Annotated in this window: 25 protein-coding genes and 3 pseudogenes; 11 read left to right on the top strand and 17 right to left on the bottom strand. The window is 55.9% G+C overall.

All coding sequences use genetic code 11. The features are described 5' to 3' along the window. Positions 1–13: 13 nt before the first annotated feature. From ACQ86N_RS41990 to gpmI, 4 genes and pseudogenes are all read right to left on the bottom strand, one after another. Positions 14–1609: a hypothetical protein gene (locus tag ACQ86N_RS41990; RefSeq protein WP_431212243.1), complete on the bottom strand. Its 1596-nt coding sequence runs from the start codon at positions 1607–1609 to the stop codon at positions 14–16. Between the two features lie 53 nt (positions 1610–1662). Next, positions 1663–1797: a hypothetical protein gene (locus ACQ86N_RS41985; protein WP_431212242.1), complete on the bottom strand. Its 135-nt coding sequence runs from the start codon at positions 1795–1797 to the stop codon at positions 1663–1665. Between the two features lie 107 nt (positions 1798–1904). Beyond that, entirely contained in the window at positions 1905–2237 is a 333-nt protein-coding gene (locus tag ACQ86N_RS41980; RefSeq protein ID WP_431212241.1) for an RNA polymerase sigma factor, read from the bottom strand. A gap of 188 nt (positions 2238–2425) precedes the next feature. Continuing rightward, positions 2426–3921: pseudogene (gpmI, locus tag ACQ86N_RS41975) on the bottom strand (2,3-bisphosphoglycerate-independent phosphoglycerate mutase). A 173-nt stretch (positions 3922–4094) separates the two neighbouring features. Between gpmI and ACQ86N_RS41970 the strand changes: the two are divergent. From ACQ86N_RS41970 to ACQ86N_RS41955, 4 genes are all read left to right on the top strand, one after another. Then, positions 4095–4484: a DUF4783 domain-containing protein gene (locus tag ACQ86N_RS41970; protein ID WP_431212240.1), complete on the top strand. Its 390-nt coding sequence runs from the start codon at positions 4095–4097 to the stop codon at positions 4482–4484. Positions 4485–4570: 86 nt separating this feature from the next. Further along, positions 4571–5431 carry a carboxylating nicotinate-nucleotide diphosphorylase gene (gene nadC / locus ACQ86N_RS41965; RefSeq protein ID WP_431212239.1) on the top strand — a complete coding sequence of 287 codons (861 nt, stop codon included), beginning with the start codon at positions 4571–4573 and terminating at the stop codon, positions 5429–5431. 1 nt (position 5432) lies between these two features. Then, entirely contained in the window at positions 5433–5771 is a 339-nt protein-coding gene (locus ACQ86N_RS41960; protein ID WP_431212238.1) for a translation initiation factor, read from the top strand. Further along, a complete protein-coding gene (locus ACQ86N_RS41955; RefSeq protein ID WP_431212237.1) occupies positions 5771–5986 on the top strand; it encodes a hypothetical protein in 216 nt (71 codons plus the stop codon). Before ACQ86N_RS41960 ends, ACQ86N_RS41955 begins: the two co-directional genes overlap by 1 nt. On the opposite strand, the gene ACQ86N_RS41950 is transcribed toward ACQ86N_RS41955, so the two are convergent. Beyond that, complete coding sequence (locus ACQ86N_RS41950) at positions 5977–6477, bottom strand: T9SS type A sorting domain-containing protein (protein ID WP_431212236.1); 501 nt, start codon at positions 6475–6477, stop codon at positions 5977–5979. The genes ACQ86N_RS41955 and ACQ86N_RS41950 overlap by 10 nt on opposite strands. Here ACQ86N_RS41950 and ACQ86N_RS41945 point away from each other — a divergent pair. After that, positions 6467–6598 (top strand): hypothetical protein, encoded by a 132-nt coding sequence (locus ACQ86N_RS41945; RefSeq protein WP_431212235.1) that lies wholly within the window; start codon positions 6467–6469, stop codon positions 6596–6598. The two genes, ACQ86N_RS41950 and ACQ86N_RS41945, sit on opposite strands and share 11 nt — an antisense overlap. Before the next feature lie 168 nt (positions 6599–6766). Here the strand turns inward: ACQ86N_RS41945 and ACQ86N_RS41940 are convergent, their stop codons facing one another. The 5 genes from ACQ86N_RS41940 to ACQ86N_RS41920 all read right to left on the bottom strand — a co-directional run bounded on the left by ACQ86N_RS41940 (position 6767) and on the right by ACQ86N_RS41920 (position 10943). After that, entirely contained in the window at positions 6767–7630 is an 864-nt protein-coding gene (locus ACQ86N_RS41940) for a hypothetical protein (RefSeq protein ID WP_431212234.1), read from the bottom strand. A gap of 194 nt (positions 7631–7824) precedes the next feature. Further along, entirely contained in the window at positions 7825–9279 is a 1455-nt protein-coding gene (locus tag ACQ86N_RS41935) for a hypothetical protein (RefSeq protein WP_431212233.1), read from the bottom strand. Positions 9280–9491: 212 nt separating this feature from the next. Continuing rightward, positions 9492–9713 (bottom strand): hypothetical protein, encoded by a 222-nt coding sequence (locus ACQ86N_RS41930; protein WP_431217815.1) that lies wholly within the window; start codon positions 9711–9713, stop codon positions 9492–9494. Next, on the bottom strand, positions 9656–10333 hold the full coding sequence (locus ACQ86N_RS41925) for an isocitrate/isopropylmalate family dehydrogenase (RefSeq protein WP_431217814.1): 678 nt from the start codon (positions 10331–10333) through the stop codon (positions 9656–9658). Before ACQ86N_RS41925 ends, ACQ86N_RS41930 begins: the two co-directional genes overlap by 58 nt. A gap of 28 nt (positions 10334–10361) precedes the next feature. After that, positions 10362–10943: an isocitrate/isopropylmalate family dehydrogenase gene (locus ACQ86N_RS41920; protein ID WP_431212232.1), complete on the bottom strand. Its 582-nt coding sequence runs from the start codon at positions 10941–10943 to the stop codon at positions 10362–10364. Between the two features lie 153 nt (positions 10944–11096). Between ACQ86N_RS41920 and apaG the strand changes: the two genes are divergently transcribed. Both apaG and ACQ86N_RS41910 read left to right on the top strand, forming a co-directional pair. Further along, positions 11097–11483, top strand: coding sequence for a Co2+/Mg2+ efflux protein ApaG (gene apaG, locus ACQ86N_RS41915; protein WP_431212231.1), 387 nt, complete (start codon positions 11097–11099; stop codon positions 11481–11483). A 367-nt stretch (positions 11484–11850) separates the two neighbouring features. Next, the gene (locus ACQ86N_RS41910; protein WP_431212230.1) at positions 11851–12096 is read left to right on the top strand and encodes a hypothetical protein; all 246 of its coding nucleotides are present in this window, start codon (positions 11851–11853) and stop codon (positions 12094–12096) included. On the opposite strand, the gene ACQ86N_RS41905 is transcribed toward ACQ86N_RS41910, so the two are convergent. The 7 genes from ACQ86N_RS41905 to ACQ86N_RS41875 form a co-directional block, all read right to left on the bottom strand. Further along, entirely contained in the window at positions 12093–12683 is a 591-nt protein-coding gene (locus tag ACQ86N_RS41905) for an OPT/YSL family transporter (protein ID WP_431217813.1), read from the bottom strand. The genes ACQ86N_RS41910 and ACQ86N_RS41905 overlap by 4 nt on opposite strands. Continuing rightward, the gene (locus ACQ86N_RS41900) at positions 12619–12990 is read right to left on the bottom strand and encodes an OPT/YSL family transporter (RefSeq protein WP_431217812.1); all 372 of its coding nucleotides are present in this window, start codon (positions 12988–12990) and stop codon (positions 12619–12621) included. The genes ACQ86N_RS41905 and ACQ86N_RS41900 overlap by 65 nt, the downstream gene beginning before the upstream one ends. 194 nt (positions 12991–13184) lie before the next feature. Beyond that, on the bottom strand, positions 13185–13505 hold the full coding sequence (locus tag ACQ86N_RS41895; RefSeq protein ID WP_431212229.1) for a hypothetical protein: 321 nt from the start codon (positions 13503–13505) through the stop codon (positions 13185–13187). A 153-nt stretch (positions 13506–13658) separates the two neighbouring features. After that, positions 13659–14174 (bottom strand): OPT/YSL family transporter, encoded by a 516-nt coding sequence (locus tag ACQ86N_RS41890; protein WP_431212228.1) that lies wholly within the window; start codon positions 14172–14174, stop codon positions 13659–13661. Between the two features lie 18 nt (positions 14175–14192). Further along, a complete protein-coding gene (locus tag ACQ86N_RS41885; RefSeq protein WP_431212227.1) occupies positions 14193–14336 on the bottom strand; it encodes a hypothetical protein in 144 nt (47 codons plus the stop codon). Continuing rightward, positions 14305–15549, bottom strand: a complete 1245-nt coding sequence (locus tag ACQ86N_RS41880; RefSeq protein ID WP_431212226.1) for a peptide MFS transporter — start codon at positions 15547–15549, stop codon at positions 14305–14307. The genes ACQ86N_RS41885 and ACQ86N_RS41880 overlap by 32 nt, the downstream gene beginning before the upstream one ends. Then, positions 15467–15811, bottom strand: coding sequence for a hypothetical protein (locus tag ACQ86N_RS41875; RefSeq protein ID WP_431212225.1), 345 nt, complete (start codon positions 15809–15811; stop codon positions 15467–15469). The genes ACQ86N_RS41880 and ACQ86N_RS41875 overlap by 83 nt, the downstream gene beginning before the upstream one ends. Positions 15812–16031: 220 nt before the next feature. On the opposite strand from ACQ86N_RS41875, the pseudogene ACQ86N_RS41870 reads away from it, so the two are divergent. From ACQ86N_RS41870 to ACQ86N_RS41855, 4 genes and pseudogenes are all read left to right on the top strand, one after another. Next, positions 16032–16664: pseudogene (locus tag ACQ86N_RS41870) on the top strand (phosphoribosylamine--glycine ligase); the annotation flags it as partial. Positions 16665–16737: 73 nt separating this feature from the next. Beyond that, a pseudogene (locus ACQ86N_RS41865) lies at positions 16738–16833 on the top strand (hypothetical protein); the annotation flags it as partial. A 175-nt stretch (positions 16834–17008) separates the two neighbouring features. Continuing rightward, complete coding sequence (locus tag ACQ86N_RS41860; protein WP_431212224.1) at positions 17009–17284, top strand: phosphoribosylglycinamide synthetase C domain-containing protein; 276 nt, start codon at positions 17009–17011, stop codon at positions 17282–17284. Then, the gene (locus ACQ86N_RS41855; RefSeq protein ID WP_431217811.1) at positions 17275–17910 is read left to right on the top strand and encodes a tryptophan 2,3-dioxygenase family protein; all 636 of its coding nucleotides are present in this window, start codon (positions 17275–17277) and stop codon (positions 17908–17910) included. Before ACQ86N_RS41860 ends, ACQ86N_RS41855 begins: the two co-directional genes overlap by 10 nt. Positions 17911–17956: the final 46 nt, after the last annotated feature.

Raw genomic sequence — 17956 nt, 5'->3', positions numbered from 1 at the left:
CGCAAAGGTACGACTATGGTAGTTCTTTCACTATACCGAGCTTGAACCCGAACCCCTTCAGGTTTTCCGTGATGGGGTACTGGTTGGTATAGGTGGAAAGCAGCTGGTAGCGGAACTCGGGGCCCGCCTGGAGCGTCACGCCATTGAGCTTGTAGGTCATAAAGGCCTCCACTCCGCCGTTGATATTCCAGCGCCTGAAGAGCGTCGGCGCTTTCAGATAGCTCTGGTAGTCCGAGCTGAGCATATAGGCGTTGGTATTGAGCAGATAGCTCGGCTGTATGGTGGCGCCGATATTGAACTGCAGCCTTTCGTTGCCCAGGACCCTCAGTTCGAAGCCGACAGGGGCCGACAGCTGGTAGTAGTCGTTGCTGAAAGTCTCCTGCGTCCTGCCGCCGAAATTGCCCATCCTCGTATAAGCTGTGAGGGAGTCCATCACATAGCCGTAGTACGAGCTCAGGGTGATGGTAGCCGGCTGCGGGTCGTTGGTGGCATATGCCTTGATCATGTAGCGGCTGAAATTGAACTGCAGCCCGCCCTTGATGGAGAGGTTGCGGGTCACGCGGTACAGGACGCTGCCGCCGACCTGGAAGCCCAGCGCGGGCGAATGGTCGACATATCGTTGTGCGTCGCCGGTATGCACGAGGTTTGCCGGGCCGCTATATTTGCTGAGGCCGTAGTCTCCACCAGACAGCGACCTGTAGTTGACCGTGGGAGACAGCGTCAGCTGGAAATAGGTTCTGGACTGGCGCTGCGAGACAGCCAGCGTATACAAAGCATAGTCGTGGAGCCAGTTGATGCGCGCCCGGTCGCCCGATTCCGCGATCGCGGTGGCAGAAGCCCTCGTAGCGCCGGACGCCGAGTCGGCGAGCCTCCCCTTCGCAAGGGACGAGTTGCCCGATCGGATATGGGCCAGGTCGCGCTTGTTGCGGGCCTGTACTTCCGTCCTCGCACTGAGGCTTTCGAGGACGCTCTGTGCCGTTATATCGTCCGTCGCGTCGGCCGCAGCGCCGCGCTGCTCAGGCTCGGAACCGCCGCGGGTAAGACGCGCGGCTGCCGCATCGGATGAACCGCCACCGGCCGGAATGATTGTCTTTGCAGCGATGACGGGTATAGCCGGGGCATGGTCGGGAAGCGCAACGGCACGGCTCAGGAATTCAGAAAGATCGGGCTGACTGATCACCAGATTGCTGAGCGTTATAGTGATTCCTTTCGGGGACTGGTTGTCTTCGTTGCCCGTGGGGTCGTCGGCGCCGTTGTAGTGGCGCGCGGCGGGCGTCGTATTATTGGGAGCGTGGAGAGCTGCGAGGGCTGGATGACGGTGAGTAGAGGCGGGCAATACGATCCTGGAAAGGGCTGCTCCGGAATCACTGGCGGCAAGACCTTTCGTAGCCAATACAGGATGTGCAGAGGGGGCTATCAGCTCCCTGCCGGCGAAGAACAGAATACCTCCAACCAGCAGAGCCATACTTCCTATGAACCACTTTCTTTTAGTGTGCAGTGAGCCGTGAACCCCTTTCCATACTTTTTCAGAAGGGTACATTTTGTATTGCTCTGTCTTTTCCCTGATCAGCTGCTCAAAATCGTCACTATAGAAGTTGCTCTCCTTCATTTGTCAATCAGTTTTAGGGATGTTTTCATGGATTTGGATACTTATCGAAACGGTTAGCGAATTGCGACGAGCCATTCGGACTTCTCCCGTGGTTTGGGTAGTATTTTCTTTTTGATCAGGATATCTTCCAGCATCTGTTTGGCCCGGGTGTATTGCGACCGGCTGGTGCTCTCTTCGATGTCCAGCATATCGGCAATTTCCTTGTGAGAATAGCCTTCTATCGCGTACAGGTTGAGGACGGTCCGGTATCCGATGGGCAGAAGCCGGATACATTCGACTACCTGCTTGGCCTGTACTATCGACGGTACGCTTTCTTCACGAACCTGGACGCCGTGTGCGTGTACGATATCCAGACTCTCGTTGAATCGTTTATTTTTTTGAGGTTGTTGATACAGGTATGTACAATGATCCGCCTGATCCAGCCCTCAAAAGCACCTTTGTTCTGAAAGGTGTGTATCTGGGAAAATACTTTTATAAATCCCTCCTGCAGCATATCCTCCGCATCTTCCCTGTTGTGGGCGAACCGGTAACAAACGGCCAACATCTTCGGGCTGTACCTGTTGTACAGCTCACGCTGAGCAGCCGACTCATTTTTTAAACAGCCTTGTAGGATGGCTTCTTCGGTCATACAATAACCGTAATTGGTTGCCCTGTAATTTAGACAATTTTAACGAGGTAAAGCTGCGTATGCTAAAAAAAGAAGGAGTACAGCCACCGGTAAAAATTGGCCGTACTCCTATATTTCGCGGGCTGCTCCCGTTTCGCAGGATCCCCCCGTTTCCCGCCATGCTCCCGGTTCCCGGGGTTCTGTCGGGTCTATCCGATCAGGACATTTCCCGTCATTTCCTTAGGTATTTCTAACCCCATCATTGTCAGAATGGTAGGCGCAAGATCCCCCAGCTTGCCAGGGCGGATAGCGCCCTTGTAGTCCGCGTCGATGATAAAAAAGGGCACCGGGTTCATCGTATGGGCCGTATTGGGACTGCCGTCGGCGTTCACCATATAGTCGGCATTCCCGTGGTCCGCCGTCAAAAACACCGTATAACCATTGTCAAGCGCGGCTTGCACGACGCGGCGCACACACTGGTCGACCGTTTCGGCCGCTCTGATCGCCGCTTCCCATACCCCCGTGTGACCGACCATATCGGCATTGGCATAGTTGAGGCAGATAAAATCGGCCGTTTTATTTTGTATCTCGGGGACGATCGCATCGGTGAGTTCGACAGCGCTCATCTCGGGTTTCAGGTCGTAGGTAGCCACCTTGGGCGAAGGGACCATGATCCTGTTCTCTCCTGTAAAGGAGTCTCGCGCCCCCCGCTGAAGAAGAAGCTCACATGAGGATACTTTTCCGTTTCCGCAATTCGTATCTGCTTCAGCCCCTTGCCCGCAATGATCTCGCCGATGGTGTTCTTCAGGTCGTCGTTCTCGAAGACGACGCTGACGCCCCTGAATTTTGCATCGTACTGGGTCATCGTCGTATAGTGGATAGAGAGCTTCTTCATACCCTGCTCAGGTATATCGTTCTGGGTAAGGACCTCCGTGATCTCGCGGCAGCGGTCGGTACGGAAATTGAAGCAGATCGCATAGTCCCCGTCCTTTATAGTCGCCAGAGGCAGCTGGTCCGATCCGACGACGACGGTAGGCTTGATGAATTCGTCGGTTATACCTTGTGCGTAGGAGGATTCGACGGCCGCAAGCGCATCGGTGGCTTTCGGGCCGGCGCCGTTCACCAGGGCGTCATAGGCCAGCTTTACGCGCTCCCACCGTTTGTCCCGGTCCATCGCATAGTACCGGCCGCTTACCGTGGCGATCTTGCCGGTGGTGGCGTTGAGGTGCTTCTGGAGGTCCCGGACATAGCCCAGACCGCTTTTGGGATCGGTATCCCGGCCGTCGGTAAAAGCATGGATATACACGTCTTTAAGGCCTTCTGTCACACAGGTGTCCACGATGGCCTTCAGATGGCTGGTATGGGAGTGTACACCGCCATCGCTGACCAGACCGAGGAGGTGGAGGGGTTTGCCGTCTTTTACGGCACCGCGGATCGCCGCCAGCAGGGTCTCGTTTTTCGCGAACGAACCGTCGCGGATGGCCACATTGATGCGCTGCAGCTCCTGATTGACAATGCGTCCCGCGCCAAGGTTCAGGTGGCCGACCTCGGAATTGCCCATCTGGCCCTCCGGAAGCCCTACCTCTTCGCCATAGGTGACGAGGGTCGTATTGGGATATTTGGCGTATAACGAACTGACGAAGGGCACCCTGGCGTTCTGGATGGCGTCTGACGAGCTTTGTTGTCCGAGGCCCCATCCATCCATGATGACCAGTATAACTTTTTTGGCGTTTGGCATAAAAGACAGCTTTTTTACTTGTTTCCTGACGCCGCAAAGGTAGGGGCTTCGTCCGAATCTGCCCTTTTAGTGGAATTTTTAGCTATTCCGACAGTTTGGCATATAATTGGTATTAAGCAGGGCGACTAATATTCTATTATATGAAAAGCATACTTGGGTTGGCGGTTCTCTCGCTATCGTTGGTCCTGGTTTCTTTCCGCCCTCTGTATACGCTTGACGAAATAACATATGCCATGCGCGCGGGTAACGCCGGCCAGCTTGGACAATTTCTGGACAATAGGGTTGATATATGTCTTCCGGATAAAAGTGACACATACAGTAAAATACAGGCCGAAATGATCATCCGCGATTTCTTCAGTACCAATGGAGTTAGAAATTTCCTGGTCAAACGCAAGGGCACCAACGGCGGATCTGAGTTTTGTGTAGGAGTTTTGCAGACGAGAAATGGCGACTACCGGACGACGATCTTTATCAAACAAAAAGGGGACAAACAATATCTGCAGGAACTCAGGTTCCAGAACAACCAATAGATCAGAATAACCAACCAATAAAGAAGCACCTATTAGCAGGGCCCGGCCAACTGGCCGGGCCCTAATTTTTTCCGTAGCTTTGCCGCATGCCTAATTTCTTTGACGAGCAACTGCAGCTACTTGTCCAAAACGCGTTGAAGGAGGATGTCGGCGATGGCGACCACTCCACGCTGGCCTGTATACCGCCCGACGCCCGTGGCAAGGCCGTCCTGCACATCAAACAGGACGGAATACTCGCCGGGATGGAAATAGCCGAAAAAATACTGAAGATGAAAGAGCCCGGCTCGAAGTTCACTGCATACAAGCGGGACGGCGACGTCATGCGCGACGGCGAAGAAGCCTTCGTCGCCGAAGCGACCGTCCCTACGATACTGCAGTGCGAGCGGCTTATCCTGAACTGCATGCAGCGGATGAGCGGGATCGCAACCCTTACCCGCCAGTACGTCGACAAGCTCCAGAAATATAAGACCCGGGTCCTGGACACCCGCAAGACCACACCCAATTTCCGCCTGCTCGAAAAAGACGCCGTCCGTATCGGCGGAGGTATCAACCACCGGTTCGGCCTCTACGACATGATCATGCTGAAGGACAACCATATCGACTACGCGGGCAGCCTGGAGGCGGCGATCGAAAAAGCCAGCGCATACCGCCAGGCGCACAAGCCGCAGCTGAAGATCGAGGTGGAGACCCGCAATCTCGGCGAAGTGAGAAGGGTGCTGGCCATAGGCAAGGTCGACAGGATCATGCTGGATAATTTTACCCCGCGCCTTCTGGCCGAAGCCCTTTCGCTTATCGGCGACCGCTATGAGACGGAAGCCAGCGGCGGTATCAACCTGAACAATATCGAAGACTACGCCCGCACCGGCGTAGACTATATCAGCGTCGGCGCGCTCATTCACCAGGCCCGCAGCCTGGACATGAGCCTGAAGGCGGTAATCTACAAATAGTATGAGCAAGAAGAAAACAGGTTCAGGCGGGATCATCTATTCTACGGACCCCGGTTTCCGGATGGAAGAGGACGCCCCCGCTGAGGAGACGCTGCCCGCCAAACAACAACGGCTGCGCGTCATTCTGGACACACGCCAGCGCGCTGGCAAGGCCGTTACCCTCGTCACCGGATTCGCCGGAAAAAAGGACGACCTCGAAGACCTGGGAAAAAAGCTGAAAACCCACTGCGGCACGGGCGGCTCGGTGAAGGACGGAGAGATCATCGTCCAGGGCGACCAGCGGGATAAGATAACCCAGTGGCTGCTGAAGAACGGATACACGTCGACCAAACGCATTTGATGTTCTCCCTGTATATCATCCTTTGTATCGCCTGTGGCGTCGTCGCAATCGTTTCCTTTTTCCTCTACGTACGGGCGAGAATGGCGAACAAACTGGCGGACGAACGGCGCTGGCGGTCCATCCATTTTCTAAGCCTTTTTCTCTTCGTCTTCTTCGGCGTACTGATCCTCATCCACCTCTCGGACAGCATCAGCCGCGGCACCTCCTACTCCTGAGCTTTTATAAAAGCCCGCACCGCGCGGCTATTCGGTCCCTTTACATTCATATAATAGGTGCCCGCCGGCAAGCCGGCCGTGCTGATCGTCTGCACCCAATTGAGACCCTGCTTGTCAAAAACCCATTTTCGCAGCGGCCTCCCCGACGCGTCCGCGATACTCACCTCTATCTTCCCCTGGTCCGCGTTCGTCATTTCGAGATAGACGATGCCGGTTGACGGATTGGGCCTCAGACCGAGCGACACCTGCACATCGCCGGCAACGGTTATGCTCATGGTGTCCGAATAGCTGGTGCTTCCGTCCATGGCCACCTGCACCAGACGGTAATAGCTCGCCCCCAACAAAGGGACCTGATCCATATAGCTATAGGCGTGCGGAACATTGGCCGCGGCCGTCGTATCGATGCTGGTAAAGGAATTCCCGTCGACGGAACGCTGCACGATAAAATAGTCGTTGTTCTGTTCCTGCAGTGTCGACCAGTTGACCGTCACCGCTTTTCCATCGGGAGTGACGCTGCATGGTCCCCAGGTCACCGGCGGACGGCCGGAGGCGGAGGAGTTGCCGGCGGCGTTGTGGGTGGCGTCGTCGGGGGAGGAGTCGCAGGTGGAGTAGTTGGCGGCGGCGTCACAGGTGGCGTGGTCGGCGGCGGTGTCGTCGGAGGAGGCGGCGTTACCGGCGGAGACACCGTGTCAACCGGAGGCACAGAGTCGATCGGAGGCACCGAGTCAATTGGCGGCACCGAGTCCGTCGGTGGCCCCTGGTCGATCACAACGCTGTCGCCTACCCGCCGGTACTGCGCCATCCACTGGTACACATTGAGCCCGCTGGTGCTGTCTTTAACCCCGGCACGCCGGGAGCCCCATAGGTCTGAAGCCAGCCATAGTGCCCCGCAGCCTGGAATACGGTCAGTATCGGCCTCGGGCTCGCATTAAAACTATCCAGCTGGTGGATATAGCCCATCGTATACGTGTAGGGGCCGGTATTGTCTCCGGAATTGACCGTCAGCCATACCGGTAAATGAGCCTTGGCGATCTCTTTGGACCGGTCCGGCGCGTCGAAGGATGCCGTCGCGCATCCCAGCATGCTCGCGAGCCTCCTGCCGTAAAGCCTGGCGGACTGTCCCGGATATTCGATGGAGATACCCCCGCCCATGCTAAGCCCGGTGATGGACACTTTGCTGGTGTCGACCCGGTAGTGGCTGGCGGCGTAGTTGATGACATCGTCTACCATTTGCTGCTCAGGGCCGTTCTGGTTGGGCTGCATGGTCATCTGTGGCGCGATCACTATAAATTCATAGGTATTGCCATTGACGACTACCGGATCTGGGAAATGGGCGTCGACGTTATGGTTGATCTGCTGATCGATCTGCATGGGAGGCCCGCCGCGCAGCACGACAGGCAGCTGACTCGCACTGCCATCGCCTATCTCACCCTCCCCGTGAATAAATACCAGTAGTGGATAGCGCTTGCCGCTGGTGCTGTAGTTGGCGGGCAGCGATACATAGTAGCCGTGGACCCAGGTGTCGATCGTTGTACTCGCCATGGCAGTCAGCGTTCTCTTGGGCTGGCAGAAGATCAGCAGGGGCATCGGAATAAATAATACCAGCCATAGGGATGCCCTGCAGAATTTGTACAATTCGCGCATGCTGTTCATTTAACGGATAAAATTGGCCCGGAATCAGATTTTAGTGGGATATGCGCAGCCCTGGAACGGGCCCGTGAGTAGAATCTATCCCGCTAATTCCATGCCAGGCACCTGCTGGCAGGGCCGTTGCAGACGGTCTCCATCGGCGACTCCCCTGCGGGAGTCCCTTACTTACTTCTGTGTTATGATTCCCGTTACTGTTGCTTTTTGACAAAGCTGCGGACCGTTCGGGTCTTCGGGCCCCTGATAGTCAGATAATAGGTACCCGCGGGCAAACTACCGGTGTTGATCGCCTGCATCCAGTACAGGGTCTGTTTATCGTAGGACCATTTGCGCATCGTCCTGCCCGCAGCATCCGTGATGCTCAGTTCCAGTCGTCCCAGATCGGCGTTCATCATTTCGAGATAGACGAGCCCCGCCGTGGGATTGGGTTTTAGCGACAGCTGTTCTGAACCTGAGCTATTTATGCGCATGACGCCCGAATAGTCGCTCCTGCCGTCGAGGTCTGTCTGTATGATCCGGTAGTAGCTGGTGCCCGCAAGGGGAGTTTCGTCCACATACGTATAGTCGTGCGGAGTATTGGCCGCCGCCGTCGTATCGAGGCTGGCGAAGGATTTTCCGTCGGCGGAACGCTGAACGATAAAATATCGGTTATTCTGTTCCTGCAAGGTCGACCAGTTTACGGTTACAGTGCCCCCGCTAAGCCTGGCGGAGTAGGGCCCCCAGGTTACGGGTAGGGGCTGCGCGCCGGCGTCTATAACGACATTGCTGCCCACCCTTTTGTACTGTGCCATCCACTGATAGACATTCTGACCGGCGCTGTTGGTGATGCCCGGATGAGCGCCGCTGCCGTCCGTCGGAGCGCCGTAGGTATCCACCCAGCCGCCGTGGCCGGACACCGGAAATATGGTCTCCAGCGGAGCGGGATCGGCACTGAGGGCATTCAGCTGATCGACGTACCCGATAGTGTAAGAGTAGGGACCCGTGGGATCGCCCTGATTGACCGTCAGCCATACCGGCAAATGGGCGGCGGCGATCTCTTTTGTCCTGTCCGAAGCATTGAAGGAAGATACCGCAACCCCCAGCAGGCTCGCCAGCTTTACTCCGTAAAGAGTAGCCGACTGCCCCGGATATTCGATGGCTATTCCGCCACCCATGCTAAGACCCGTAAGGGATATCTTGGACGCGTCGACCCGCCAGTGGCTGCTCGCATAGTTGATGATATCGTCGACCATCGCCTGCTCAGCCCCGTTCTGATCCGGCTGCGTCGCTATCTGGGGAGCGATCACGATAAATTCATAGCTGTTGCCATTCACCACTACCGGGTCCGGAAAATGGGCGTCGGTGTTATTGTTCACCTGCTGGTTGATCTGCATGGGCGGTCCGTTGCGCAACACAGCGGGCAGCTGCGAGGCGCTGCCGTCGCCAACCTCTCCGATGCCGTGCAGAAATATCAGCAATGGATAGCTCTTACTGCCCGTACCATAGCTGGCAGGCAGAGAGACATAGAAACCGTGAATATAGGTATCGATCGTTGTACCCGGAAAGGCGGTAAGCGTCCGCTTCGCCTGGGAAAAAAGGAGGGAGGGCATCGGGATAAAGAGTAAGATACAGACAACCGCCCGGCAGAACTTGTACAATTCGCGCATGATAAGCTTTTTTGTTTTTATGGGGCTTAGAATAGGAGTAGACACGCAGGGACACATGCCATTCGTTTTCCAAAATCGCGAGGGAACGGAGAAGGGTAGATACTTATATGGGAATCAGGTGGCCATGAACTGACCGGTAAGCAGGTAGTTTCCACTAATTCCATGCCAAAAGACCGCGGATGCTGAGCCGCGGCGATACCTATATGACTTATTTACTGTCCCTGCGCGAGAGAGTAAGCCTTTTTATTCCCCCACATATTCAGCAGCTCGGAAGAACAGATCTTGAAATCGCCGCTCAGACTGACGTAGAGCCCAAGTACATCCTGCTGGTTCAGCGGACTGCCGTCGATGCTTTCAAACCGGACATTGTACTGATTCACCAGATTGGTGTATACCGAACCCGTGGGCCACACCTGCGTTCCCCGGTTGCTGATGTTGATGAGGTTGAACTTGACACCCGCGTGCCGCTGGCATTTTTTGCGATAAATTCGGGCTGTTCCGGGCTCTCGATAAAGAGGTCGACGCCCACGATGAATTCGTTCTGCGTCTCTTCCGAAACCATCATTTCGTTGCGGGACAACTTGAATTCGGTGGTTGTAACGGGCATGTTCGGCAGCAGGGGCTTGGCCATATGCTGCGGCGTCTTGCCGAAGTTCGCGACGATCGCATCCGCGAATGCGGTCGTATTCAGCGAGGGACTACTCTTGTCGCCGAAGTCGCCCGTGTGGATTCCCTGTTCCAGCGTATATAGCAGGGCGTTTTCGATGATCGCGGCGTTTTCCATCAGGCCAAGGTGGCGAAGCATCGAGATTCCGCTGAGCAGCAGCGCCGTCGGATTGGCGATGTTCTTGCCGGCAATATCGGGAGCGGTCCCGTGGACGGCTTCGAAAATAGAAATATGGTCTCCGATATTGGCCGAAGGGGCAAAGCCCAGTCCTCCGACGAGACCCGCACAGAGGTCGGAGATGATATCGCCCTGGAGATTGGTCAGGACAACCACATCGAACTCCTGCGGCCTGACCACCAGCTTCATGGCCAGATCGTCTACGATGATATCGTCGGCTTTCAGTTCGGGATATTCCTTAGCGACCTCCTGAAAGCACTCGAGAAAGAGACCGTCCGTCAGCGTTCATGATATTGGCCTTGTGCCCGCAGGTAATGCGGCGGGCGCCGTTCTTTTTGGCCATCTCGAAGGCATATTTGATCACCTGCAGGCTGCCCGGCCGCGTGATAAAGCGGCGGCTCAGCGCGACGTCCTGCGTCAGCATATGCTCAATGCCTCCATAAGTGTCTTCGATATTCTCCCGGACGATCGTGATGTCGATCGGTATGCCCGCACGCGAGAACACCGTGTCGACGCCGTGGAGGGTCTGAAACACCCGTTTGTTCGCATAGGTATTCCAGGTCTTTCGCGCCGTCACGTTCACGCTCTTCACGCCCTTTCCTTTCGGCGTCTCCATGGGCCCCTTGAAGAGGATCCCCAGTTCTTCTATGGTGTGTTTGGCTTCCGGTGTCATGCCGTTGGAGAAACCCCTGTCGAAAACCCATTTTCCCATGTCTACCATTTCATATTCGAGGGGGACCTTTCCCGCCTTAAAAATGCCGAGCACTGCGTCCATTATCTCCGGGCCGATTCCATCTCCTTTTGCAACTGCGATCTTCATATGTTGAATTTTTTGTATTTGTTTTAGCCTCGATAACTCTCAGAGGCAGCGGGGGTTTATGCTAAAATCTGCAAAACTGCAGGGGTGGTTCGGACGCAAAATTAGGTTAAGATTTTGTGCCTATTTTGATTAACTTTAGAAAAAATTGGTTAGATGGCAAACAAGATCTCCGAAGGAATGGAAGTGAGCGTAGAGACCTTCTACCAGCCAGACTATTCCAACCCAATTTCCGGTGAGTACATGTTCGCCTATCGCATCACGATCGAAAACCACAACAATTTCTCCGTCAAACTTCATCGCCGTCACTGGCATATCTTCGACAGCAACGGCAGCTACCGGGAGGTCGAAGGAGAGGGCGTCGTAGGCGTCCAGCCCATCCTCCAGCCCGGCGAACGCTACCAGTACGTCAGCGGCTGCAACCTCCGCACCGAAATGGGGAAGATGTATGGTTCCTATACGATGGAGAACCTCAACAACAAGAAGAACTTCGAAGTGAATATCCCCATCTTCGAGATGATCGTTCCATTCAAAATGAACTAACTCCCCCTCCCCCGGATCAGCCAGCCCCCACGCCTCGGATCAACCACTCCCGTGAATAAGGCCGCACTCCCCGCAGAGCTCACTCCGCGAACCACTCCCCTCCGGGAAATCCCCGTTTGGTGGATTTAGCCCACCGCCAGTCCCCCAACTACCCCCGGCAGGCCCTTTTAACATTTTGGCGTGCAACGGTTGAGTAAATTGCCGTGTCATTTGATCATACACACCCCTCCATGAAAAAATACCCGGTCTCCTGCTTACGCTGACGGTTCTGCTGGCCGTATTCGCCGGCTGCCAGAAGAGCGCCCCAGCCAATATATCTGAAGTCAAAGCACACGTCGTCGATGGCGGCGATCCTGCCGCCGATGGCATGGGCATCTATATCAAATTGGATGACAGCAAAGAGAACGTCGTTCCCATCAACCTGCCCGCCGAGTACCAGCAAAAAGATATCAATACGGCGGTCGCGCTGAAGATCGTGAACACAGGAGGGATGAAGCAGCTCGGCATCGCCGGCGCCCAGCTTCCGCGTCGTCTATATCGTCGCCATCCGCAAACTCTAGGATCGTCGTTCGTCACTATCCGTCCAGGATCATCCACCATCACCATCCCCTAAAATCTCTTCGATTCAAAATCCGCGTTCACCGTTTCCTCCTTCGACATCCCCGTCCTGAAGAGCGCAAAACCCATCACGGCAAAGAAGACCACCCCCAGGATATAATATCCCGTATCCCCCATCGCCCCGACCAGGAATTTTTCGGCACTCAGCCTGCCGATCAGCTCCTTTACCTTTTCAGGGATATTCAGGAAGGCGAACAGCACACCCATCAGCGAGCCCCCGGCCACCAGCCCCGTTGCAAAGAGATTGCCTTTTTCCAGATCTTCCTCCCCCTCTTTCCCGGCCGTCTCTCCTCTTTTCTTCTTAAAATGATTGACCGCTCCCCGGATCGCTCCTCCACAGAATATCGGCAGGGTGGTAGACAACGGCAAATAAACACCGATCGCAAAGCTCAGCGCCCTCACTCCGCAAAGCTCCATGACCAGTGCCAGAAAGGCCCCGGCCAGAACATAGTTCCAGTCCAGATTACCCGAGAGGATACCCTTGACGAGAGTGGCCATCAGGGTCGCCTGCGGGGCGTTATACGTGCTGCCGATGGCGTGGTGGATGCCTTTCGCGGCGAGCTCCGAACTCGGTATATCCAGCGTCTTTACCGTAAAACCGATCGCGATGGCAGAGACGATGACGCCGATAAATAACGCCAGCTTGCTGGTATTTGGGAGTGGAACCGACGAGATAACCCGTCTTGAGGTCCTGGGAGGTCGCCCCGGCATTCGCGGCAGCGATACAGACCATACCTCCGACTACCAGCGCCATGGCCTCATAAGCCTTTCCTCCCCACCCTACTGCAAGAAATATCAGACAGGTGCTCATCACCGTGGCGATAGTCATGCCGGAGATGGGGTTGTTGGAGTTGCCGATCAGACCTACGATGCGCGACGAGACGGTCACGAAGAAGGCCCCGAAGACCACTATCAGGACGCCGATCAGGAGGCGGTTGAAGAAGAATTGCCTGGAATAATGCTCAGCATGGCGATCAGGAAGATCAGCGCGATACTGCCGAACAGCACAACTTTTATGCTCAGGTCCCTCTCGGTCCGCAGACGGCTGTCGCCGCCTTTTCCTTTACCGAACCGAGGCTGTCTTTAAAAGAAGATACAATGGTAGGGATAGTCTTTATTAGCGTAATGAAGCCGCCCATGGCCACCGCACCGGCGCCGATCAGACGGACATAGCTGCGGTAGATCGCTGAGGCGGGGTCCGCAAAGGTCCTGGCTCACGGGATCCCAGCCCCCGTATCCGCCCGCGGTATGGATATCTTTCAGGTAGCCCAGCTTCACCTGCTGGAGAGCGATCTGCAGGGGGCTCACAAGAGACGCGAGCAGAGGCTGCAGCACAAGCCAGCTGAGTATGCTGCCCGCCACCAGAATATCCGGAGATGCGGGGACCGATGATATAGCCCACACCCATATATTCGGGGGTGATGTCCGCGGATATCTGTGCGGAAGGGAATATCTTATTAAGGCCCTTGCTCTTTACCGTGTCGAACAGCGGCGTATCGGCGATGACCTTGAACATCTTCTGGAAAAAGGGCATAGATAAAGGCGAAACCCAGTCCGCTAAAAGCCGTTCTTGCAAAATGTCCGCCTTTTTTCCCCCGCCTTCAGCACCGAAGCGCAGGCGGTGCCTTCAGGGTAAGGCAGGGTTTCGTGCTCTTTTACGATCAGCGCCCGGCGCAGCGGGATCATCATCAGCGTCCCCAGCAGTCCGCCAAACACCGCAAGAATGAAGATCACCGCGTAGTCAAAATAGTTCGCGGCGTCGGCCGTAGACAAAAACAAAAAACCCGGAAGCGTAAAGACGACGCCCGCGGCGATGCTTTCGCTGGCGCTGCCCGTGGTCTGGATGATATTGTTCTCCAGGATCGTCGTCCTGAACAGCTTGCGTCCCAGGGTGATGGCGAGTACGGCGATCGGGATGGACGCCGATACGGTCAGCCCGGCTTTAAGGGCGAGATAGACGGTCGAGGCGCCGAACAGGACGCCGAAGATGCTGCCCATCAGAAGGGCCTTGAAGGTAAATTCTTTCATCTGCGTCTCCGGGCTGACGAAAGGCTGGAATTTTTTCTCGCTCATGCTGGTGGTTTGTTTTGGTTATGCTTCACCTGTTTTTTCACGGACGATGGCGTTCAGCGACTTTATACGGGTAAAGATCAGGACCCCGCCGATGATGCCCGCGGTAAACCATATCAGAAAGTAGACCCTCTTATCCGGGAATTTGTCCCAGCTGCTCGTCATCAGACCGGCGACCTTGCTGCCCAGGGGACATGGTCAGGAACCAGCCGCCCATCAGCAGCGACGTCAGTCGGGGCGGCGCCAGCTTGGAAACCAATGACAGACCCATCGGGCTGAGGAAGACCTCCGCTGCAGTGATGACGAAATAGGTCCCCCACAGCCATGCCGGTGACACCTTATATTGATAGATGGAAGCTACCGAGAGTACGGCAAACAACATCACCAGGGACGACAGCCCGGAAAGGAAGAGGGCGATGCCGAATTTGGAGGTAGTCGTCGGCTCCTTACCCCTTTTTCGCAGGAGACTGAACAGGGCAACGAGCAGCGGCGTCAGCGTCACAATAAAGAAGGGGCCGATGGACTGGTACAGTTCCGCATTGGCCAGTTTGAGGTCCTGTCCCGGTGGCGGCCATTTGTCTTTCGGGACATTGAGGAAATAGGGATCGGGTCCGGTCGTCTTCAGTACCTGGCCGGACGCGTCGCGTACCGGCGCAAGGTGGGCGTCTACAGAATCGATCGTCCGGGGATTGGTGTTTACCGTTTGCAGAAGGCCCAGCCAGTCTGCGCCGCCTGCGATGGCGGGGGAACTGAGAGTCCGGTCCGTATGTTTTTCGGTCCAGAGGGTATAGGCGGTGAAGTTCTGGTAAAAAAGCGCCCAGAAGATGATCGAGATCGCGAAGATGAACAGCAGGGCGCCGATGCCCCTTTTGTCATTCTTGTTGGCCCTCACCCATATGGAGATGAAAAAGGCGATGATGGGGATACACGCGAAGACGAAGGCATCGCTGGACTGGGTACCCATGATCGTACCATGAAAAAGTCTCATGGGCACGACAAATCCGATGATGGCTGCGATCGCGGCCGGCACGAAGACGTACAGTCCGATCTGGCCGAGGTTCATATCCTCTTTCTGCGGCGGCTTCCGGACGTCGCCGGCCCTTACGTGTTTCAGATTGAAGCCAAAGACGATGAGTCCGATGACCATTCCGACGCCGGCCGCGCCAAAGGCATAACCCCAGCTGTATTTGTTGCGGAGATAGGCCGCCGCGAAATTGCAGAGCAGGGCGCCGGAATTGATGCCCATGTAGAAGATATTATAGGCGTTATTCTTCAGCGGCTTCAGGTCCTCTTTATTATATATGTTCCCCAAAAGGGTGCTGATATTGGGTTTGAAAAATCCGTTGCCGCAGATGATCAGGCCGAGAGAGACGTACATGGCCGTATCGCCGGGCAGCGTAAGTCCCAGATAACCCAGCGCCAGCGAGACCGCCCCCGATGAAGATCGATTTGATATAGCCGAGATAGCGGTCGGCGATCATGCCGCCGACGAACAGCGGCAGCCAGATGAGCGCGAGAAAAGTTCCGGTGACATCCGCCGCATTCTTTTCCTGAAGGCCTTTCCCGCCGCCGGATTTGTCGCCTATAAGGTAGAGGAAGAGTATCCCCGCCAGGAGATAATAGGCAAAACGTTCCCACATTTCTGTCAAAAAAAGTATGTAAAGGGCTCTCGGATGTCTGCCTTTCCCGGTGGTAGGTTGGGTCATGCTTTTATATAATTAAAGAGCCTAAAATACAGATTTATCGGTATTCCGGTCGCCGGAAGGGACAGATGGGTCAAATTCTTTTTTCAATATGTCCCCGCGAAATTCGAATTTCGGGCCATGAAGATCTTACTGTTAGGCTCCGGCGGAAGGGAGCATGCGCTGGCACTGGAAGCTGGCTCAAAGTCCGCACTGTTCTGCACTGTTCATTGCTCCTGGGAATGCCGGTACTGCCACCTGCGGTACCAACCTGGACCTTTCACCGCTGGACTTTGGCGGGGTTAAGGATTTCTGCGTGAACGAAGGCATCGGGATGGTTGTAGTCGGACCGGAGGAGCCGCTGGTCAGGGGTATCGTCGACTTTTTCGCCGGCGACGCCGCGCTGAGGAAGATACCCGTTATCGGTCCCTCGGCTTCCGGTGCCAGACTCGAAGGCAGTAAGGCCTTCTCGAAACAATTCATGGAACGGCACAATATCCCGACCGCCACCTACCGGGAATTTGATTCCGCCAGCTATACGGAGGGCGTTGCCTATATCCAGCAGCACTCACTGCCCATCGTTCTGAAGGCCGACGGACTCGCAGCGGGGAAGGGCGTCCTGATCTGTCAGACCACCATCGAGGCGGTGGCCGAGTTCGAGCTGATGGTGCAGGGGAATAAATTCGGAGAAGCAGGGAATAAGGTGGTTGTCGAGGAATTCCTCACCGGTATCGAACTCTCCGTCTTTGTCCTCACCGACGGCCGGAATTTTCTGGTGCTGCCGGAGGCCAAGGACTACAAAAGGATTGGAGAAGGAGATAAAGGACCCAATACCGGCGGCATGGGGGCGGTCAGCCCCGTACCTCTTTGCCGACGCGGCTTTTATGGAGAAAGTGAACAGCCGGATCATCGTCCCGACCGTCCGCGGGCTGGCGGAGGAAAAGATCGACTACCGCGGCTTCATTTTTGTCGGAGTGATCAAGGTCGGCGAGGAGCCCTACGTCATAGAGTATAACTGCCGGATGGGCGACCCCGAGACCGAAGTGGTCATGCCCAGGTTGAAGAACGACCTGGTGCAGCTGCTGCAGGCCGTTGCCGACGGAACTCTGGACAAATGCGTGATCGGCCGAGGACGACCGCATTGCCTGTACGATCGTGGCGGTCAGCGGCGGCTACCCGGGCTCATACGAAAAGGGACTGCCTATCTCGGGTCTCGACCAGCCCCTGCCTGCCAGCGGCGACAGCCTCATCTTTCACGCCGGCACGCGCGTGGACAACGAGGAAGTCGTTACCAACGGGGGGCGGGTGCTCTGCATAACGTCCTTCGCGGATACAGTCTATGAGGCCGTGGACAAGTCGAGGGACGTACTCGAAAAGATCTACTACGACGGCATCTATTACCGTCGCGACATCGGATATGAATTCCTCTAAATTTTAATCGGAGCGCCATGCACTACAGCGACTATCTGCAGCTGGATAAGATCTTGAATGCCCAGGAGCCCGAGGGTGAGCGGCTGGGAGAGCCGGCCCACGACGAAATGCTTTTTATCGTGATCCATCAGGCCTATGAGCTATGGTTCCATCAGTCGCTGTACGAAGTGGATTCCGTTATCGGCATCTTTGGCCGGCCCACGCTGAACGACAATTCTCCGGAGCTGCAAACCATCGTCCACCGGCTGTCCCGCTGTGCTACCATCCTGAAGGTGCTGGTTCACCAGATAGACATCATGGAGACCATGACCCCCATGGATTTTCTCGATTTTCGTGACAAACTACGCCCCGCCTCGGGATTTCCAGAGCGTCCAGTTCAAGCTGCTGGAAGCAAGGCTGGGCCTGAAATACGAACACCGCTTCGGCCAGCAGTACTACCTCTCCCAGCTGCGCCAGCCGAGAAGTCGACCGGATCAAATCGACGGAGGCGGAACCCACCCTGCTCGAGTTGCTCAACGGCTGGCTCGAACGGATGCCTTCGGTATGGACCGGCGCAACGCCGCCCCACGCGGGCGGGGCGAGGCCGGGCGCCGGAACCCCAAATCCACCCGAAGACCAGATGCTGACATCCGACGCACTGGTTCGCGGACTACCGCCAGCGCTATCAGGCGA

Origin of the sequence: Puia sp. P3, from assembly GCF_050632245.1 — a bacterium.
GTDB lineage: Bacteria > Bacteroidota > Bacteroidia > Chitinophagales > Chitinophagaceae > Puia.
Note: the sequence above shows the minus strand (reverse complement) of the source record. Positions and strands in the feature narration are given on the sequence as shown.

What these genes read in the sequence shown, in the direction of transcription:
- ACQ86N_RS41885 (WP_431212227.1), bottom strand. Translation starts at nt 14,336, where the DNA reads ATGACGAGCAGCTGGGACAAATTCCCGGATAAGAGGGTCTACTTTCTG.
- ACQ86N_RS41875 (WP_431212225.1), bottom strand. Translation starts at nt 15,811, where the DNA reads ATGTGGGAACGTTTTGCCTATTATCTCCTGGCGGGGATACTCTTCCTC.
- ACQ86N_RS41880 (WP_431212226.1), bottom strand. Translation starts at nt 15,549, where the DNA reads ATGTACGTCTCTCTCGGCCTGATCATCTGCGGCAACGGATTTTTCAAA.
- ACQ86N_RS41935 (WP_431212233.1), bottom strand. Translation starts at nt 9,279, where the DNA reads ATGCGCGAATTGTACAAGTTCTGCCGGGCGGTTGTCTGTATCTTACTC.
- ACQ86N_RS41970 (WP_431212240.1), top strand. Translation starts at nt 4,095, where the DNA reads ATGAAAAGCATACTTGGGTTGGCGGTTCTCTCGCTATCGTTGGTCCTG.
- ACQ86N_RS41985 (WP_431212242.1), bottom strand. Translation starts at nt 1,797, where the DNA reads ATGCTGGACATCGAAGAGAGCACCAGCCGGTCGCAATACACCCGGGCC.
- ACQ86N_RS41890 (WP_431212228.1), bottom strand. Translation starts at nt 14,174, where the DNA reads ATGAGCGAGAAAAAATTCCAGCCTTTCGTCAGCCCGGAGACGCAGATG.
- ACQ86N_RS41960 (WP_431212238.1), top strand. Translation starts at nt 5,433, where the DNA reads ATGAGCAAGAAGAAAACAGGTTCAGGCGGGATCATCTATTCTACGGAC.
- ACQ86N_RS41940 (WP_431212234.1), bottom strand. Translation starts at nt 7,630, where the DNA reads ATGCGCGAATTGTACAAATTCTGCAGGGCATCCCTATGGCTGGTATTA.
- nadC (WP_431212239.1), top strand. Translation starts at nt 4,571, where the DNA reads ATGCCTAATTTCTTTGACGAGCAACTGCAGCTACTTGTCCAAAACGCG.
- ACQ86N_RS41920 (WP_431212232.1), bottom strand. Translation starts at nt 10,943, where the DNA reads ATGAAGATCGCAGTTGCAAAAGGAGATGGAATCGGCCCGGAGATAATG.
- ACQ86N_RS41980 (WP_431212241.1), bottom strand. Translation starts at nt 2,237, where the DNA reads ATGACCGAAGAAGCCATCCTACAAGGCTGTTTAAAAAATGAGTCGGCT.
- ACQ86N_RS41910 (WP_431212230.1), top strand. Translation starts at nt 11,851, where the DNA reads ATGGGCATCTATATCAAATTGGATGACAGCAAAGAGAACGTCGTTCCC.
- ACQ86N_RS41955 (WP_431212237.1), top strand. Translation starts at nt 5,771, where the DNA reads ATGTTCTCCCTGTATATCATCCTTTGTATCGCCTGTGGCGTCGTCGCA.
- apaG (WP_431212231.1), top strand. Translation starts at nt 11,097, where the DNA reads ATGGCAAACAAGATCTCCGAAGGAATGGAAGTGAGCGTAGAGACCTTC.
- ACQ86N_RS41990 (WP_431212243.1), bottom strand. Translation starts at nt 1,609, where the DNA reads ATGAAGGAGAGCAACTTCTATAGTGACGATTTTGAGCAGCTGATCAGG.